Source organism: Lysinibacillus sp. NPDC096212 (assembly GCF_044763105.1).
Taxonomy (GTDB): Bacteria; Bacillota; Bacilli; order Bacillales_A; family Planococcaceae; genus Lysinibacillus.
The window spans coordinates 37,490-55,845 of record NZ_JBIWFQ010000009.1; the positions used below are offsets into that span (position 1 = coordinate 37,490).

The following is an 18,356-nucleotide window of genomic DNA, read 5'->3' on the forward strand; positions in this document are numbered from 1 at the left end:
TCAATAGACGGAGAGTGTAAGGATGTTACATCAATTTTCACGTAATGAGCTCGCAATAGGAACAGAGGGACTCGAAAAATTAAAAAATACAACGGTAGCCATTCTTGGTGTAGGCGGTGTAGGTTCATTTGCAGCTGAGGCATGTGCGCGAAGTGGTATTGGCCGCATTATTTTGGTAGATAAGGATAATGTTGATATTACGAATGTGAATCGTCAATTAGTTGCCTATCTTTCAACGGTCGGACAATCTAAGTCAGGTGTCATGAAAGAGCGTATTGCTGATATTAATCCAGAATGTGAAGTAATCGATATGCATATGTTTTACACAGAGGAAACATATGAGGAATTTTTCGCGCAAGGCATAGATTATGTCATTGATGCAAGTGATACAGTGATGTATAAAATTCATATTATGAAGGAATGTTTAAAGCGTAAAATTCCAATGATATCTAGCATGGGTGCAGCCAATAAAATGGATCCAACACGGTTCAAAATTGCAGATATTTCTAAAACGCATACGGACCCATTGGCTAAAGTAATCCGTACAAAATTACGTAAGGATGGTATTCATAAAGGAGTAACGGTTGTGTTCTCAGATGAGAGTCCTATTGTTGTTCGTCCAGATGTTGTAGAGCATGTCGGAAAACCGGATGCAGCTATCCGTAAAGCAAAAATGCCTCCATCTTCCAATGCCTTTGTTCCCTCAGTGGCAGGCTTAATCGCTGCCAGCTGGGTAGTGAATACAATCTTAAAAGATGTAAAAATTACACGTGTACAAGGTTAATACAACCTCGAAAAATCTGTTATGTCGATAAATATAAAAAGTTAGTCGATAAATTCAAAACTTTCATCGATAAATTAACAATATCTATCGATAAACTCAAATAATTTCTCGATAAAATAAAAGTGGAACGAAATCACCCTTAGTAATGGTGATGGGCCATTTTATGGAAGTAGCTGTCTCAATTGAAGACAGCTGCTTTTTCTATGCTACAATAGGAGCGTTGTAAAAAAAAGGATCTACGATATTTGCTAGGGTATCTATACAATTTGAGATGTTTGGACGGCTTTATATTACGACTCCTCCAACATTTGCTGTAGAACCTACAAAAGGAGGCGTTTTATTATGGGGCAAATCTATCAAATGGAATATAGAGGCTTAAATCTATTCGATGAAATTAGTACAGTAGAATTAGCTATTGATGAAGAAGGGCAAACAATTCACATTTTTGATGTTGGACAAGTTGTTAGCCCTATTTTTAATTTTGATGTTTCGGCCTACGAGCTATCAGATGGTTTTTATAAAATGGCGGATATACTTCGACATAAACGTATATTGACAAATCAACAGCCAGGTAATGAATTAACGCTTAGCGAGTGGTTAATTACAAATACTGCCTATTTTTATATGCCACAAAAAAGAATAAAAAAATATGCTCAAGGAAGTATTATAGAAATAGTTGATCGAACGAAAGAGCAATCTTTATTTGCTGATTATGTACAAAGAATATAATTCTACCAAAATTGTTCGCATAAGGTGCTAAAAATGCTATTAATTCACTAAATTGCCTTATTTTTTTCATGTACCCACTTCTCTATTTGGTTTATTGCTATAATTTTAATAATTCCAATAGATAATAAAAAAGTTTGTTTGGATGTGCAGGACTGCCTAGGGGAGTAGGAATGACGCTTAGAAAACAAATGACAACATGGGAGAGTGGGAAAATGGAAATTCAAGTAATTCGTGATCATTTAGACATTGTAAAACTTCAAGAGAAAATGAATGATATTGTATTTGACTATTTGGATACATCTAATAATTATCCAAAGGCTATGAGAGAACTAAATCCTTTATATACACAAGCTACAACATTTTATAAAGAGTATTTAGACAATAGAGCGGGTGAATTACCAAGTGCCAATACATATTGGCATTTGTTTATAGATTGCTGTGCAAAGCTGTGTTACTTTTTAGCGGCATCAACGTATTATTCAACCAATGAGTTACAAAAAACACCCGAAAAAGTTGAGCAATTATTAACGATTGCTGCCTATTCTTTACCTAGCATTGACCAGGAAGAGAATGAACAATTATTAGCAGCAATTTTTGCACTTTATCGTGAAGTAGTAGGGGATGAAGAGAAAACATCATCATTACGAAATGCGGTGCTTGAACAAAAAGGTTCAATCAAACAATGCTTACAACAATTTAAAGTATTTGTTGATAATGAAATGACGAAATAATTTAAGAGTGATTGAATCATTTTTTAAAAATAATATAACAACTAGAATCTGCTTACTTTTTGAGGTTGATCCACCAATCCTTACAGTACTCTGCTTTGTGAGGGTGATTGGGTTTCAAGTTCTTAAAGTATTGCAGATTTTTTTGTGAATGTTAATAGATTATAGTGAGAAGACCGTGAAGTCCGTTATTGTAGTGTTAAAATTTTGTTGTGCGAAAATAAAAAAAGGACTTTTTTCTTAAAAGGTATTTATAAATTTTTGTCGAAATATAGTTAAAAATTGCAAATCTATTTGCAAGCTTTATGGCTCAGTATCAATAGTAACGGAAATTAACCATACGTTATGGTGGTGATGAAGGTTTATTCCATGCTGTATGAATTTATAGGAAAGGGGCCGTTCAATGTTAGTAAACGGTATCGAAATCGATTTGGCGAAATTAGAAAAACCGCTCTTATTAGTAAGTGAGGATGGGGAACTTCTATTTCGACAGTTAATACAAGAAACACCTGAACATGAGCTTACCCAATGCCAATTAGCCCTCTCGACAAGAAAATCTATCTCATTAGTAAGGGATTTCTGGTTCGCTATGTATAAAGATCGAGAAAAATTATATATCAACAGTGGACATGCGCTCCTGTATCCAATTCGTTTAATCATATTCGAACTTGTGACACAAGACGATTCCTTTAAACGTTTGTCGAAAAAATCTTTTGGAGATGAGTGTTTGTCACTTATTTATGCCATTGTCCTATTACAATTTGTCTTACGGTGGATAAAGGAACGTTTTAGTGATAACAAGGAAGTTTATGAGTCATTAAAATTATTATATAGAACAACTGATGATAATATAGATGATCAATCCTCTCCATCAAGGGAGCAATCAATTGGTCAAGCAATTGCTGTAAAAGCAATACGTTCTGAAGTACGGGAGAACACCCAGGAATTTGCTAGTCTACTTTATCAAACCTACAATTTTCTTCATTATTTACATGATATCGAAAAGGACAAAGAGGAGAAAGAAACGACGAGACTGCCATCGATGAAAAATGTAGAAGATGCATTTAACCAATTTTACAAAACACGCTATACAACAAATAAGGCAATCTTTACAGGATGATTGTTTAGCAGTCTGTCCTGTTTTTTAGAGAAAGTAATAAGATAAAAAAATAAGGCGCTTCTTGTTAAAATTGAAGTGCGATTGAAGTGCCCTATTTTCATGAAAAACATTATTATATGTTTTTCAGTAACCTTATTACTTTTTATCCTTATGAAAAGATTTAAGCTTTTCATAGATTCCTGCCATTCGTTTTTCTTCACCCGCAATAACAGGTTTATAATATTCTGTGCCTACAAGCTCATCCGGTAAATATTGCTGGTCTACCCATCCACCAAATGTTCCGATAGGGCTATTGTGGGGATATTGATAGCCTACATGACCTAAATCTTTTGCCCCTTCATAGTGAGCATCGCGTAGATGATGTGGAATATCGCCTGTTTTTCCCGCATGAATGCTGGCAATGGCGGCATCAATCGCACCAATTGCAGAATTAGATTTGGATGCAAGGCACATTTCAATAACAGCACTTGCAAGCGGAATACGCGCCTCTGGTAGCCCTAAACGCTCTGCCGCTTGCACAGCCGCAAGCATATGCGGTCCTACTTCAGGGTTGGCAAGGCCTATATCTTCATAAGCCATGACAAGTAAGCGTCGACTAACAGCTACTAAATCACCTGTTTCCAATAAATGAGCTAAATAATACATTGCTGCATTCGTATCACTTCCACGAACTGATTTTTGTAATGCAGATAGCAAATTATAAAAATTGGATCCTTTTTTATCACCATAAACGCCAATTCTGCCTACAAGATGCTCAATGATATGATCAGCAGCGATTGTTTGACCGTCTACTTCATCACTAGCATAATAAATTGATTCAAGCAAAGTTAATGCCTTCCGTGCGTCACCATTAGCTGCTTCAGCAATCTGATTAATTTGATGATCTGTTAATACAAAGTGATATTTACCAAGCCCGCGCCTTTCATCAGAAAGTGCTTTTTTTATAAGCTCGATTATATTTTCTTTCGTTAAACGTTTTAGTTGATATATTTCTCCACAACGTGAGCGGATAGCGGGATTGACATCATGGTACGGATTTTCCGTTGTAGCTCCAATTAACACGATGGAGCCGTTTTCAACATGTGGCAACAAAGCATCCTGCTGTAATTTATTAAAACGATGAATCTCATCCAAAAAAAGAAGGACTTTTCCTGAGATTCTAGCTTCCTGTACAATATCCTCGACGTCCTTTTTACCAGCACGAGTAGCATTAAGTGCGAAAAAGGGGAGCTTCGAGCTTCCTGATATGGCATTCGCTATTGACGTTTTGCCGATACCTGGCTCACCGTATAGCAGCATGGATGGAACATGTTCATTTTGAATCATTTTATAAAGAGCGGTGTTAGGACCGATAAAATCTTGGTGTCCTACAATTTCATCAAGGGTTAAAGGACGCATGCGAAAAGCGAGTGGTTCATTATGCATTAAAAATTCCCCCTTTCAACTGTTTTCAATGATTTTTTGTGCTTAGAATGAAGCGTTACACAATATTTTGCCTAACTATACTAAAGCGCAATTAATAGTATATCATAACCTTCCGAGAGTATTTCCGAGTTCTTCGAGAGGAGATTATGATATACTGTTGGTAGTATTTTTGACTAGACTATTTGAGGGTGATAAAATGAAAATTTCTACAAAGGGCCGTTATGGTCTAACGATTATGATTGAATTAGCAAAGCATTATGGAGAAGGACCTATTCCGCTACGCAAAATTGCTGCTGAAAAGGATCTTTCTGAGGCATACTTAGAGCAGTTAGTGTCACCATTACGTAATTCAGGCTTAGTGAAAAGTGTACGCGGTGCATATGGTGGGTATATGCTAGCAAATCCACCAAGTGAAATTTCAGCAGCTAATGTTATTAGCGTGTTAGAGGGTCCAATTCAACCTGTAGAAGGTATTGAAAATGAAGAGGCACCTCAGCGAGAGTTATGGCTCCGTATTCGTGATGCTGTGAAAAATGTATTAGATACAACGACGATTGAGGATTTAGCTCAATATACTGAGGAAAATGTAGCGGAAGGCTATATGTTCTATATTTAAAATTAGGCTAAAGCACATCTCTCTATCCTGAGGAAGGGAGATGAGTCTTTAGCGCTTTTCGTACAAAGGAGTTTTCAACATGAATTCATATATTTATCTCGATCATGCAGCGTCATCACCAATGAATGACAAAGTAATAGACGCTATGACTACAGCAATGCAACAGGTTTATGGGAATGCATCAAGTATTCATGGGATAGGTCGAGAGGCACGTAAATATTTAGATAATGCACGTGAAATACTTGCCCAATCAATTGGTGCTGAACCTGGAGAAATTATTATAACAAGTGGTGGAACAGAGGCGGATAATACGGCTATTTTTGGCACTGTTTATGCACGGGCTGCTGAAGGGAAGCATATCATTACCACACAAATTGAACATCACGCGGTGTTACATACTTGTGAAAAGCTTGAGCGAGATGGCTTTGATGTGACATATTTGCCAGTTGATGGGAATGGACGTGTTTCTGTAGAAGATGTGCGAAATGCATTAAGAGAGGATACAATTTTAGTAACGATTATGTACGGCAATAATGAAGTTGGTTCGATTCAACCGATTGCTGAAATTGGTGACTTGTTACGTGAACATAAGGCTATTTTCCATACAGATGCTGTTCAGGCATATGGTTTAGAGTCAATTAATGTTACTGATCTACATGTTGATTTACTAAGTGTTTCAGCACATAAGATTAATGGTCCTAAAGGTATTGGTTTCCTATACCAAAAAACAGGAACACCATTCACTAGTTATGCATTAGGGGGAGCACACGAGAAAAAACGTCGTGCAGGTACTGAAAATGTTCCTGCAGTGATTGGTTTTGCGACTGCAGTGCAAATTGCAAATGAGTTGCGAGAAGAAAAGCGCGTGCTATACAATCGCTTTAAGCAAATTATGCTGGATGTTTTCACGAAAGAAAATCTAGCTTTTCATATGAATGGAGATTTAGACAATACGCTCCCACACGTTTTAAATGTAAGTTTTTCTGGTATGGAAGTAGAGTCATTCCTAGTAAATCTTGATATGGCGGGTATTTGTGTATCGAGTGGTTCTGCTTGTACTGCTGGTTCCATTGACCCATCACACGTTTTAGTTGCGATGTTTGGACAAGAGGCAGAAGAATTACGTAACTCGATCCGCTTTAGCTTCGGTCAAGGTTTAACAGAAGATGATGTACAACATGCAGCTGAAAAAACAGCGGCGATTGTAAAAAGACTGGCAAAAAAATAATTGTTAAAAATATACATTTAATGGAATTTGAATAAAAGAAAAGGTGACCAATATGAAAGAAACACGTGACCCCTCACAAATTCGTGTTGTAGTCGGCATGTCGGGTGGGGTAGATTCTTCGGTTGCTGCATATTTGCTAAAACAACAAGGATATGAAGTAATCGGGATATTTATGAAAAACTGGGATGATACAGACGAAAATGGCGTTTGTACAGCTACAGAAGACTATGATGATGTGATTAAAGTATGTAATCAAATCGGGATTCCATACTATGCAGTGAATTTTGAAAAGCAATATTGGGATAAGGTTTTCACATACTTTTTAGAAGAGTATAAAGCAGGACGTACGCCAAATCCTGATGTTATGTGTAATAAGGAAATTAAATTTAAAGCGTTTTTAGAGCATGCGATGGATCTTGGAGCTGATTATTTAGCGACAGGTCACTATGCTCGAGTTGATCGTAGTAGCGATGGCGAAGTTAAAATGCTTCGAGGCATTGACAATAATAAAGATCAAACTTATTTCTTAAACCAATTATCACAGGAACAATTGTCGCATGTAATGTTCCCAATTGGACATATTGAGAAAAAAGAAGTCCGTAAAATTGCGGAGGAAGCTGGGTTAGCAACAGCGAAGAAAAAAGATTCAACAGGAATTTGCTTTATTGGAGAGCGTAATTTCAAAGAATTTTTAAGTCAATATTTACCGGCGCAACCTGGTAAGATGGAGACAATGGATGGTGTTGTAATGGGTCAACATGACGGATTAATGTACTATACCCTTGGTCAACGTCATGGTCTTGGAATTGGTGGCGACGGTGAACCTTGGTTCGTGTTAGGGAAAGATTTAGAGCGTAATGTGTTACTAGTTGGACAAGGCTTCAATAATGATTCGCTATTTTCAACTTCACTGACTGCTGTGAAAATGAGCTATACTTCGACAAAAAAATTGCCCGGGAAATTTTCATGCACAGCAAAATTCCGTTATCGTCAAACAGATACACCAGTAGAAGTGGAAATTTTAGAGGATGGACGTACACATATTACGTTTGCTGAGCCAGTACGTGCGATTACACCTGGACAAGCTGTGGTACTATACGACGGTGAAGAATGTTTAGGTGGCGGTACAATCGACGAAGTCTTTAAAAATAATGAAAAACTAACATATGTAGGTTGATTTGCGAAAAGATTGCTCATACTCTTTCCTAAAGCGTATAGAGTTTAGGCAGTCTTTCGCTACATAGAGATGAGGAAAAACAATGGATTTTAACAAGCAGGGCATTCAAGCGTTTCAAGAAAAGCGCTACGAGGATGCTGCACAACTTTTCACACAAGCAATTGAAGCAGAGCCTGAAAACCCAATTGGTTATGTGAACTTCGGAAATCTTTTAGCGGTCTTAGAGGATACTGAACGTGCAGAGCGTTTTTTTCAAAAAGCAATCACAGTTGATGAAACGGCGGCAACTGCTTATTATGGTTTAGCAAATTTATATTATAATGCAGAACGATATGCGGAAGCAGCAAAGCTTTATGAGCAAGCACTAAAACATAAAATTGAAGGCGCAGATGTGTATTATATGATGGGCAAATGTTTTGAGCGAATGGAAAATCCGAAGCTTGCACTGCCATATTTACAACGAGCTACAGAGCTTGCACCAGAAGACGCACAAATTCGTCTAGCATATGCCATCGTGCTATGTGCGCTAGAAATGTTCGAAGAAGGTAAAAAGGAATTAGACTATTTGATCGAACAGGACTGGAATAACGCAGATGCACATTATAATTTAGGTGTACTATATGCGGTATCAACTGAACAAACAGAAGATGCTATGTACCACCTAAAACAAGCCTTTACATTACAGCCAGAATACGACCAAGCACGTTATATATATGATATGATTGCTCAGCGATTTAACTAAAATAATATAAAAGCTCACAAACACTGAAAGGATGCCAAAATTACGTTGGCATCCTTTTAAATTATCTACAAGAGAATATATATTAAAGTGTATCAATAAACAAAGGTTGATTTTCACTCCGAGTTGGCGCTTTCCGCGGGCTTGGCTTCAATCTCCTCGTCACTACGTTCCTGCGGGCCTTTCAGCGCAAGCTCATCCCGCAGGAGTCGCCACTCTCCGTGAAAAATCAACAACTCCTCAGCAAAAGTATTATTATAAATAACATCCTATGCTAAATAATACATGCTAGGTGAATTGGTTGATTGGAGTGGAGGCTGGGCGACTCCTTGGGGATCAGTAATAGAGGAACGAAGGCTAAAACCATCACGTCCTGTGATAACGCCTTCGTGACCAACATTGGTGCTGCTGACGCTTCGTTAGCACTACGCTTTCGCGCAAAAGACATCTGTTGGCCCGAGACCCTGGAGCGAAGCGAAGCGGGCTCATCGGACGCCCCCAGGAAGCTCTGAAGCTCTGCTCTGTGCGAAAGCGAAGCGTCAGCAATTGTTTTATCTGTGCGAAAGCGTAGCGACAGCAACAACAAAGCGCCCAGCCGGAACGGAAATCAACCCCTCGTTTTGCCGAAGTGTAATACTTTATTTAAATGGGAGCTTAATTTACTAATGTAATAGTTTTTCAACAAACTAAAAGGATGCCGAAACTAGTTCAGCATCCTTAGTTATTTTAGTCTTCATCATCATCTGAAGGATTATCAAATGGTAGTTGATATATATATTGTGCTAAATGTGCAATTGGAGTAGTTTCTAAAATTGATGATTCTGTTTCGTTCGCTTTTAAAATATTGATTTCTTTATTAAGCCGCTCCATTTTTCGATCCAGCTCAGCTACTTGAATAGCAGCCTCCTTCAATTCAAAACGGATATGTTCAGGTACTTCCTTGTTGTATTTATAATAGATTTTATGTTCAAGGCTGGCCCAGAAATCCATTGCAATTGTACGAATTTGAATTTCGACATATACCTTCTCCATACGATCGGACATAAAAATAGGAATTTTTATAATAAGATGCAAGCTTTGATAGCCATTTCCCTTTGGATATGCAATATAATCCTTTACATCCACAACTTCAATATCATTCTGTGCCTGCAGCATCGCACTCACTTTATATATATCTTCAACAAAGGAGCAAGTGATTCGAACACCTGCAATATCACGAATATCTTCACGAATCGCTTCAATAGATGGCTCAAGGTTCTTTTTCTTGACTTTTAATAATATACTTTTCGGTGATTTTACGCGAGTGGATAAATGCTCTATCGGGTTATATTCATGGATTAGCTTAAACTCTTCTTGTAAAATAGTTATTTTCGTTTCAATTTCCTGCAAGGCAAATTTATAGACTAAAAAGAAGCGTGTTAATTCTGTTTGTAAAGTTTGTATAGTAGTTGCTTCAAGTTCATTTTTCATACTTCATAAAATCCTTTCTTTTAGTAGTAACTAAATTATTTAATATTCAATATTAGCTTAACAAAAATAGCTACTAAATAGAAATAAGGGCTCCGAATCTATGTATAATATTCTTGTTTCATAAATTTATTTTGTAAAAATAAAAAAAGGGGTGTCGAGTCCCCTTAGTAATTAAACGACAATTTCGGCATTTAAGTTGTATCGTTTATTAAATTCATCAACAAATATTTGTAAATCGACATAAATACCAATATAAGGCTCTGTTTCTTGATCACATAAGAAGCCGCATGTTGTCTTTAAAGATTTTGAAAACTCAAGTAGCATTTGTTCATCATCTAGCTGTATATGCAACGAAAGAGAGTTGTCTTTTGTATTTACCTTAAAATATTTGCCATCTATAATCCGTTCTAAATTTGTTTCTTGAAAAGGAAAAACATAATCCTTATATATTAACTTCACAATAACCCGCCTTTTTTGCAATAATTCACCACGTCTGTATAAGGTAAATCTCCACCGAAAATTGAAAGAGCGCTACCGATTGTAACATGAAGTTTACCATTTGCGATTTTTTTAAAATTCTTCAAGTCGTCCAAAGAACGAACTCCGCCAGCATATGTTGTTGGAATTGTTGTCCAAGTGGCTAAATCATGCACTAAGCTTTCCTGCATACCACCCTTTTTTCCTTCCACATCCACAGCGTGAATAAGTAGTTCATCACAGAAATTTTCGATAAATGCAATAGACTCAGCATTTACTTCAAAATCACTAAACTTTGTCCATTTATCAGTAACAACAAACCATTTTCCATCGCGCAGACGGCAGCTTAAATCGATAACAAGATGTTGTTTACCAATAATCTGTACTAGTTGCTTTAGTCGATCTAAATGGAGCTTGCCATCATAGAAAATAAATGATGTGACAATAACATGGGTAGCTCCCGCATCAATATACTTTTTTGCATTTTCCGTGGTGATGCCGCCACCAACCTGCAACCCTTGAGGATATGCTGCTAATGCTGCTAATGCTGCTTCTTCGTTTCCATCACCTAGCATAATGACGTGACCACCTGTTAATTGATCATGGGCAAACATTTTTGCATAATAACTAGAGTCATGATTTGAAATAAAGTTCTCGATAACTTCTTGATTTTTATGACCTAGTGTGCTGCCAACAATTTGTTTTACTTTGCCATCGTGTAAATCAATGCAAGGTCTAAATTCCAATAGTTTCACAATCCTTCCGTGCGACAAATTCACCTTTATCATAGCATGGAAAGGTTGATAAAAACCGTGAAATGTTATTTATCACACTAATTTCAACTTCTTTCAGCAATTATTTTATGTAGCAAAAGCAACGCGACAGCTACAAATGTTTACTGTAGCGAAAAGTGAAACGGCTGTTACAAATATTCTTGTAGCGATGTCTGCTAACAGAAGTCTCCCACCTCTATAAGTGGTGAAATACGGGTTTTAATCTCTTTACAGCTGGTGTTGCCTCGTTGAAATAGATGAACTCAGGTTTAGAACTTCACATCTTGTGAAAATACCTAAGTGAGCAATATCGTGTTGTTGTTGTTGTTGTTGTTGTTGTTGTTGTTGTTGTCGCTACGCTTTCGCACAAAAAATATTTGTTGGCCTAAAGCCTCTGGCGGATGTCACGGAATTATACATAGGCATAATTGATTAAAATGGAATAAAATTTATTGAATTCTCTTTTTAAGCGATTTTACACATTATGGTGTGGTAAAATATAATGGTTGAAATGAACACGAAAGGACGAACCGAGAATGGCAGAGAACCTTGATTTATTTGAACTAAATAAATTTTTTATACTCGGACGCCCGATTGTCTCTATCTTCCATAATGCACAAAATATGTATTCGATAGTTCGTGTGAAAATTCAAGAGACCAACTTACAGTACGAAGATAAGGAAATAATAGTTGTTGGATATTTTCCGCCGTTACAGATGGATGAACAATATCGTTTTACTGGTGTATTGAAACAGCATCCAAAATATGGTGTGCAATTTCAAATTGAGACATTTACCAAGGAAGTGCCAGCAACAGAGCAAGGAATTATTCATTACTTATCGAGTGATTTGTTTGTTGGAATCGGAAAAAAAACTGCTGAAACAATCGTAGAGAAATTAGGAGCAAATGCGTTGCGTCTTATTTTAGAGGACCCAAATGCTCTTGATGCTGTGCCTCGTTTATCTGCTGAAAAAAAAGAGGTTATCCATCGTACAATTGAACAAAATTTAGGCTTAGAACGAGTGATGATTCAACTTAATGAATGGGGTTTCGGACCACAGCTCGGCATGAAAATTTACCAAACATATCGAACAGAGGCCGTTGAATTATTAACTGAAAATCCATACCGTCTGATTGAAGATGTAGAGGGTGTTGGTTTCTTTCGTGCAGACGAGCTAGGTGCAAAATTAGGGATTACTGGCAATCATCCAGACCGTATTAAGGCGGCGATTTTACATACTCTAAATACAGCAGCTTTATCGGATGGTCATGTGTATTTAGATGCAGAAAATGTTTTACCACTAGTAAAAGATATGCTTGAGCAAAGCCAACGAGAGGAAATTCCCTTTGAAATCATTTCTAAAGCTTGCATCGAATTGCGCGAGGAAAGTAAAATTTGTGGGGAAGAAACAAGACTATATTTACCATCCCTATATTTTTCAGAAGTAGGAATTGCATCAAAAATATTAGCTTTAATCGAACGTAACAATAAGGCTGAACATTTTAGTAAGGACGAAATACGAAAAGTGATTGGTGAAACAGAAGAGTTTCTTAATGTCACATATGCTGAAACGCAAGCGAATGCGATTGAACAAGCACTAAATTCCGCCGTTATGATTTTAACTGGTGGACCTGGGACAGGTAAAACAACTGTTGTTCGGGGTGTAGTAGAAGTGTATGCAAAGCTACACGGACTATCATTGAACCCGAAGGAATATGCACAAAAAGAAGAACCCTTTCCGATTATTTTATGTGCTCCAACAGGACGTGCTGCCAAGCGCCTCTCGGAATCGACAGAACTTCCAGCAATGACAATTCATCGATTGCTAGGCTTTACAGGTCAGGAAAAAGAGGAAGAAACTGAGCGTGAGGTAACAGGGAAACTCATTATTGTAGACGAAATGTCGATGGTCGATACTTGGCTCGCGCATCAACTATTAAAATCCTTACATGAGGATGTACAAGTCGTTTTTGTAGGAGATCAAGATCAACTTCCACCAGTAGGACCAGGACAGGTGTTAAAAGATTTGTTGGCTTCTGGGCAAATACCTACTGTGGAATTGACAGATGTTTATCGACAAGCTGAAGGCTCAACAATTATTGAACTTGCTCATCAAATTAAACGTGGTAATATCACAAATGACCTAACATTAAAAACAACTGACCGTTCATTTATAAAAGCCTCCTCAGATCAGGTAGCAAGCGTTGTCACACAGGTTGTGAAAAGTGCGGTTGTGAAAGGTCAAGAAATTCGTAATATCCAAGTGTTAGCACCCATGTACAAAGGTCCAGCGGGAATAGATAATTTAAATAAAATGATTCAAGAACTTATTAATCCAAACGATACTGGTACTAGAAAAGAGCTCGTTTTTGGTGATGTCACATATCGCATAAAGGACAAAGTTTTACAGCTTGTCAATCAACCAGAAAGCAACGTTTTTAATGGTGATATGGGTGAGGTAATTAGCATTATTAAGGCAAAGGAAACAATTGAGAAACAAGATTTGCTTGTTGTATCATTCGACGGTATTGAAGTAACTTATCAACGAAGTGATCTTAATCAATTGACACTTGCCTACTGTTGTTCTATTCATAAATCGCAAGGCTCTGAGTTCCAAACAGTTATTATGCCGGTTGTACGAGGTTATTCTAAGATGCTGCGTCGTAATTTGTTATATACAGGTATTACGCGTGCTAAAAATTTCTTAATTCTATGTGGCGAGCCTGATGTGCTAGCAGATGGCTTACAGCGTACGGATGATTTACAGCGCTTTACGTCTTTACGTGCAAGACTCAATCCAATGGAAATTGCAGAGGAAATTGTAGAAGTAGAAACGATTCCATTAAACGAAGAATTAAAAAATGAAAAACAATCCATTGATTTCAAACTAACGGTAGAAACAGAACCATATATCCATCCATTGATTGGAATGGATGGTGTCTCGCCGTATGATTATTTAGATAAGTGATCCTTTAGTATCAAGGGTTCTGAAGGAAAATATGATTTATGAAATTAATTCAACCAATAAACTTTTATTGGTTGGAAAATCGTCTAATGATTGAAGTAAAAGATAATAAAAATTTTTTTGAGGTGAATAAAGTGAAACGCTTATTATTATTGCTTCTATTCATGATGCTAATACCTTTTGCAGAAAAAGCATATGCAAAAAATACTGTCATCCAAGTGAATGAGGAAGCAACTGTCTTTGATAATCGTTCAGGCTCACTAGTGCAGGTGGGGACATTATCAGCAGGGCAAACTTTTGAAGTAACAAAAGATTATGGAGCCAATTGGTGGCAAATCCGTTGGGGTGGTTATTATGGTTATGTTGAAAAACGTTATACAACCGTTGTTCCAGCAACAACTTATAAAAACACAGTCCCAACTGTTGCTAAAATAACTGATTATATAGTCGCAACAAAGGTTGCACCGATTTACGATAATACTGGCAATAAACTTGTTCAATTTGCTACATTGTCAGAGGGAGTTCGCTTCCCTATATATAGCGGAATGGGTAATTGGTATGGAATTGCTGTGAACGGACGCTTAGGATTTGTACATAGTAATTTTGTAGAAAAAGAAAAAGGTCAAAATTCAACAAATACAAATACAAATACCTCAAAGCCTGTTGAAAAACCAACTACAACTCCTCCTAGTAAACAAAATGGCTATATAGAGGCGTTAGAAAACTTAATTCTGTATGATTTCCGCCGTGATAAAGAGATGGCTATTGCTACGTTAATGAAAGGCCAACAGCTAGAGGTTGTAGATTCAATGGACCCAACATATGTTCAAGTTCGTTGGGGGAAATCATATGTTTATGCAGAAAAATCAAAGATGAAATTTTTAAATACGCCTTCATATAAAAATGTTGGTAAGGACAATGCCATGAAAAATGAGTATTTCATCCCTGTTTCTGCAAACAGTGAGATTTATGATACCAAAACAACAACATTACAACCATTTGCTAAGCTAGATACAAATCGCCGCTATCCGATATTGCGGAAAGAGGGAGCTTGGTACGTAACAGTACTTGGTGGTCGTGAAGGTTATATCCATAGCTCTAAAGTAGCGATTGATCGTGGCGTCCCTGTAATGATGTATCATCATATATTAAAAGAGCATGAGCTTGGGCGTTTCAAAAATTTAAGTACTACGGTGACAGATGTTCAATTTACAAAAGAAATGCAGTATTTAAAAAGTAAAAACTACGAAGCCATTACTGTAGATGAATTATGGCGTTTCATGCGCAATGAAATTACACTGCCTGCCTATTCAATTGTTTTGACTTTTGATGATGGTCTATTGTCGACACGTGAATATGCGTATCCTGTACTTAAAAACAATGGCTTTAAAGCTACACAATTTTTAATTACGTCCCGTAATGAAAGTGCGAAAGATGGGCAAATTTTTAATTATAATGATTTACAGCCCCTTTCACGTCAGGATATAACAAATATGCAAGATGTTTTTGCGTTTGAATCACACACTTACAATTTACATGTTTTAGAAGGAAATAAAGGCAAAATGCTTCTAATCCCTTACCGTGAGGTTGTTCAGGATTTACAGCGTAGTATAGCAATTATTCCGAATGCTAAGGCTTTTGCTTATCCGTTTGGGCAATATAATTCGAATAACATTAATGCTGTAAAGGAAGCTGGATTCACAATGGCATTTTCAACGAAGGTTGGCTATAACAATCCGTACGATGATGTATATCAAATTAAACGCTTAGCAACTCATCAAAATACAACATTTGACAATTTCCAAAAAATGGTTCTTCCGTACACGAAGTAAAATAAAAAACCCGATCAAATCGAATTGATCGGGTTTTTTGTGCGATTTTTTTTAACTTCTTTCAACGGGTGTCCAAACATCTGTACCTGTCGCGTGTTTTCGGTACAAAAAACATTCACTGAAACTGATTCCGGACGCAATTATACCGAGGCATTATTGATTTAATGGATGCCAACTAGGTGATGTTTAACGACTTCATATGCTTGGCAAACATTTTTAAATTGATCTTTTTCTTTGGCAATCATATCTGAAGCAATAGAAAATAAAAGATTCTCTTCATTATGATCCTCCATTTTATTCATTAAAGCAGCTTCCATTTCCGCCACGTACGAGACGATTTGTTTATTCATATATATTCTCCCTTAATAAAAAGATGTATTTTGTTTTGGTTACGAAGCTATCTTACACCTGCATATACAAAAAATCTAGCAATTCTGTACTAGTCGAAAATGACTTTTTTGTGAATATGTCGCAAAATTGAACTCGTTAAAAAAGTGCTAATTGAAACCGTTTTTATCTAAAGTAACTGAAAAATCGTGCAATAAATGCAGGCTTTAAACTGTATTTAAAAAGTAATACAGTTAAGAAAAAATAGGGTTTGCTATAATACAGTTGGCGTATCCGGAACCTAATATTGGGAAAAATCATATACTAATCAAGTATAAAAACATTTGTAACGTTTAGGGGTGACTGTATGCCAGTAATTACAGGAAAACAATATATTGACCGTATTGACGCTTTACAAACTTATATTTCGATTGATGGGAAAGTTGTCACAGGGAAGGTGTCGGAGCATCCAGCATTTAAGGGAGTAATGCAGAGTCAGGCAAGGCTTTTTGATTTACAAAATGAAGAGGCATTGCTTGAAAAGATGACATATGTTTCACCAACAAGTAATAAGCGTGTAGGTATGTCTTTCCTTCAAGCGGTGACAGTCGATGATCTCGTGAAAAGACGTAATGCAATACGAGAGTGGGCATTATCCAATAATGGCCTTATGGGGAGAAGCCCAGATTACATGAATACGACATTAATGGCTCTAGCATCCGTAGCAGAATATTTGAAAGATAAGCCAAATTGTTTCCCTCAGCATTTATTAAGATTTTATGAGTATGCTCGTGAGAACGATTTGACGATGACACATACATTTATCGAGCCACAAGTAAACCGTCAAAAGTTTTATTTTGAAGATGAAGATGTTACAATTGCTGCTAAAATTGTAGATAAAACGAGCGAAGGGTTAGTAATTAAAGGTGCGAGATTACTAGCGACACAGGGAGGAATTACAGATGAACTCCTTGTTATATCAACAAATGGTTTTGATGAAGGAAAAGGCTTTGCTTTCTCTATCCCAAGTAATACAAAAGGTTTAAAGTTTTTATGTAGGCAATCATTTGTCGGAGGGGAATCGGTTTTTGATTATCCATTAAGTAGTCGTTACGAGGAAATGGATGCAATCGTTGTGTTTGATAATGTTGTAGTGCCGTGGGAACGCGTCTTTTATTATGAGAATGTGGAAGTTGCCAATAACTTTTTGAACGTAAGTGGTTTTCAAACATATGGTTTACATCAAGTTCTAACACGTCAAATTGCCAAAACAGAATTTGTCTTAGGTGTTGTACAGTCAATTGTAGATACGATAAATATCGGCGGATATCAACATGTGCAGCAAAAGGTCGTGGATATCATCGTGACATTAGAAACGATGAAGGCCTTACAGTTAAAGTCTGAAGTAGAAGCAAAAATAGATGAATTTGGTTTTATAAGACCTGATCTCCCAACAGTACAAGTAGCTATTCAGATGTTCCCTAAAGTATATCCGACCTTTACAGAAATTATCCAGTTACTTGGCGCAAGCGGATTAATGTCCATTCCAAGTGAAAAAGCATTTACTGCGGATGACGGCGACCTTGAGCATTATTTACAGTCTTTTCAGGATGGTGGAAAGGAGCGCGTCAAAAAATTCCGTCTAGCTTGGGATTTAACGATGAGCAGCTTTGGTACAAGACAAACACTGTATGAGCGCTTTTTCTTTGGAGACCCAGTTCGTTTAGCCAGCGCGCTTTATAATTCTTATAATAGGGAAGAATTAGTTAATCGGGTAGAAAACTTTTTGAAAAATAATAATTAGTTTTGAGGAAGTAACTGTTTAAAATTAATTTAACTTCTTTCAGCGGGTGTCCAAACATCTGTACCTGCCGCTGCGCTTTCGGTACAAAAAACATCCGCTGAAATAGAGGAACTCAGTCTATGAACGCTACGTCCTGTGGCAATTTATCTGTGCGGAAGCGC

Annotated in this window: 16 protein-coding genes; 11 read left to right on the plus strand and 5 right to left on the minus strand. The window is 36.9% G+C overall.

All coding sequences use genetic code 11. The annotated features are described in order from the left end of the window. The first annotated feature begins 22 nt into the window (after nt 1–22). The 4 genes from ACIQ7T_RS10980 (at nt 23) to ACIQ7T_RS10995 (ending at nt 3,361) form a co-directional block, all read left to right on the plus strand. On the plus strand, nt 23–784 hold the full coding sequence (locus tag ACIQ7T_RS10980; RefSeq protein WP_370075382.1) for a tRNA threonylcarbamoyladenosine dehydratase: 762 nt from the start codon (nt 23–25) through the stop codon (nt 782–784). 342 nt (nt 785–1,126) lie between these two features. Further along, complete coding sequence (locus tag ACIQ7T_RS10985; protein ID WP_370075381.1) at nt 1,127–1,513, plus strand: hypothetical protein; 387 nt, start codon at nt 1,127–1,129, stop codon at nt 1,511–1,513. A 170-nt stretch (nt 1,514–1,683) separates the two neighbouring features. After that, a complete protein-coding gene (locus tag ACIQ7T_RS10990) occupies nt 1,684–2,244 on the plus strand; it encodes a hypothetical protein (protein ID WP_402870282.1) in 561 nt (186 codons plus the stop codon). 400 nt (nt 2,245–2,644) lie between these two features. Further along, on the plus strand, nt 2,645–3,361 hold the full coding sequence (locus ACIQ7T_RS10995; protein ID WP_370075379.1) for a hypothetical protein: 717 nt from the start codon (nt 2,645–2,647) through the stop codon (nt 3,359–3,361). Between the two features lie 135 nt (nt 3,362–3,496). Here ACIQ7T_RS10995 and ACIQ7T_RS11000 read toward each other — a convergent pair whose 3' ends face one another. After that, on the minus strand, nt 3,497–4,786 hold the full coding sequence (locus ACIQ7T_RS11000; RefSeq protein WP_370075378.1) for a replication-associated recombination protein A: 1,290 nt from the start codon (nt 4,784–4,786) through the stop codon (nt 3,497–3,499). A 196-nt stretch (nt 4,787–4,982) separates the two neighbouring features. Here ACIQ7T_RS11000 and cymR point away from each other — a divergent pair, with 196 nt between their 5' ends. The 4 genes from cymR to ACIQ7T_RS11020 all read left to right on the plus strand — a co-directional run bounded on the left by cymR (nt 4,983) and on the right by ACIQ7T_RS11020 (nt 8,549). After that, entirely contained in the window at nt 4,983–5,402 is a 420-nt protein-coding gene (cymR, locus tag ACIQ7T_RS11005) for a cysteine metabolism transcriptional regulator CymR (protein ID WP_132356936.1), read from the plus strand. A 79-nt stretch (nt 5,403–5,481) separates the two neighbouring features. Further along, nucleotides 5,482–6,630, plus strand: coding sequence for a cysteine desulfurase family protein (locus ACIQ7T_RS11010; RefSeq protein WP_402870286.1), 1,149 nt, complete (start codon nt 5,482–5,484; stop codon nt 6,628–6,630). A 52-nt stretch (nt 6,631–6,682) separates the two neighbouring features. Continuing rightward, nucleotides 6,683–7,807: a tRNA 2-thiouridine(34) synthase MnmA gene (mnmA, locus tag ACIQ7T_RS11015; RefSeq protein WP_370075376.1), complete on the plus strand. Its 1,125-nt coding sequence runs from the start codon at nt 6,683–6,685 to the stop codon at nt 7,805–7,807. Between the two features lie 82 nt (nt 7,808–7,889). After that, nucleotides 7,890–8,549, plus strand: coding sequence for a tetratricopeptide repeat protein (locus ACIQ7T_RS11020; RefSeq protein ID WP_370075375.1), 660 nt, complete (start codon nt 7,890–7,892; stop codon nt 8,547–8,549). 723 nt (nt 8,550–9,272) lie between these two features. On the opposite strand, the gene ACIQ7T_RS11025 is transcribed toward ACIQ7T_RS11020, so the two are convergent. From ACIQ7T_RS11025 to hisA, 3 genes are all read right to left on the minus strand, one after another. Then, a complete protein-coding gene (locus tag ACIQ7T_RS11025) occupies nt 9,273–10,016 on the minus strand; it encodes a GTP pyrophosphokinase (RefSeq protein WP_402870290.1) in 744 nt (247 codons plus the stop codon). 171 nt (nt 10,017–10,187) lie between these two features. Next, a complete protein-coding gene (locus tag ACIQ7T_RS11030; protein WP_370075373.1) occupies nt 10,188–10,475 on the minus strand; it encodes a hypothetical protein in 288 nt (95 codons plus the stop codon). Beyond that, entirely contained in the window at nt 10,472–11,239 is a 768-nt protein-coding gene (gene hisA, locus ACIQ7T_RS11035; RefSeq protein ID WP_370075372.1) for a phosphoribosylformimino-5-aminoimidazole carboxamide ribotide isomerase, read from the minus strand. Before hisA ends, ACIQ7T_RS11030 begins: the two co-directional genes overlap by 4 nt. Nucleotides 11,240–11,802: 563 nt before the next feature. On the opposite strand from hisA, the gene recD2 reads away from it, so the two are divergent. Then, on the plus strand, nt 11,803–14,235 hold the full coding sequence (recD2, locus tag ACIQ7T_RS11040) for an SF1B family DNA helicase RecD2 (protein ID WP_370075371.1): 2,433 nt from the start codon (nt 11,803–11,805) through the stop codon (nt 14,233–14,235). Nucleotides 14,236–14,273: 38 nt separating this feature from the next. Next, entirely contained in the window at nt 14,274–16,064 is a 1,791-nt protein-coding gene (locus ACIQ7T_RS11045; protein WP_402870295.1) for a polysaccharide deacetylase family protein, read from the plus strand. 161 nt (nt 16,065–16,225) lie between these two features. Here ACIQ7T_RS11045 and ACIQ7T_RS11050 read toward each other — a convergent pair whose 3' ends face one another. Further along, complete coding sequence (locus ACIQ7T_RS11050) at nt 16,226–16,414, minus strand: hypothetical protein (RefSeq protein WP_370075369.1); 189 nt, start codon at nt 16,412–16,414, stop codon at nt 16,226–16,228. Between the two features lie 344 nt (nt 16,415–16,758). Between ACIQ7T_RS11050 and hpaB the strand changes: the two genes are divergently transcribed. Beyond that, nucleotides 16,759–18,195, plus strand: coding sequence for a 4-hydroxyphenylacetate 3-monooxygenase, oxygenase component (hpaB, locus tag ACIQ7T_RS11055; protein WP_402870299.1), 1,437 nt, complete (start codon nt 16,759–16,761; stop codon nt 18,193–18,195). The last annotated feature ends 161 nt before the right edge of the window (nt 18,196–18,356 follow it).